We start from the raw sequence: 715 nt of genomic DNA on the forward strand, positions 1-715 counted from the left end.
CAATCACCTCGAAAATCAGGCGGTGCTCCTTACGGTAGAAATCCCGCGCGCCCACCCGCTCGGCCACATCATCCCAGGCGCTGTTATTGAGTAGCAAACCGCCCAGTACCGCCTGCTCCGCCTCCACCGAATTGGGAGGAATACGCAGGTTCTCAGGCAGGTGTTTGTCCAGCGACATGGGTTCATTCATGGATAAGCCAACGTGTTGGGAAATAGAGTTGAAAGAGCAAAGTTTAAAGTTGAAACGCGACCCGGGCATGCACCCATCGCTAGATTCTATAAGCCTCGACAACGCTGTAGTCGCGGCCTCCGACCGCTCAAAACGCACCGGCTCCACTCGCGTTTCAACTTTAAACTTTTAACTTTGCACTACCCTTCAACAAAAAAGGGCACTGCCCCCACCTGAAAACAGGTTTCGGACAATGCCCTGATTCTGTCACCGTGCCCCCGCGGGGGCAAACCGAGTGTCAGTTCTGCCGATTACTCGGCAGGAACCACAGCCAGTTTGATGGTCACAGTTACCTCGGCGTGCAACGCCAGGTCGATTTCGAACTCACCGGTGGTGCGCAGTGCACCGTGGGGCAGCTTCACTTCTGCTTTTTCCACGTCCACGCCAGTGGAAGAGGAAATGGCTTCCGCGATGTCGCGGGTACCCACAGAACCGAACAGCTTGCCTTCGTCGCCCGCTTTGGCGGCGATGGAAACTGCGGCTTCG

Annotated in this window: 2 protein-coding genes; both read right to left on the reverse strand. The window is 56.2% G+C overall.

Going from position 1 to position 715, the window contains the following annotated elements; translation table 11 throughout:
• The coding region (locus A3754_RS25910; RefSeq protein ID WP_304439794.1) for a DnaB-like helicase N-terminal domain-containing protein at positions 1 to 190 on the reverse strand (190 nt) is incomplete at its 3' end.
• A 290-nt stretch (positions 191 to 480) separates the two neighbouring features.
• Positions 481 to 715: 50S ribosomal protein L9 (rplI, locus tag A3754_RS03660; protein WP_063518873.1), on the reverse strand; the 235-nt coding region annotated here is incomplete at its 5' end.

It is taken from the genome of Alcanivorax sp. HI0083, assembly GCF_001635175.1.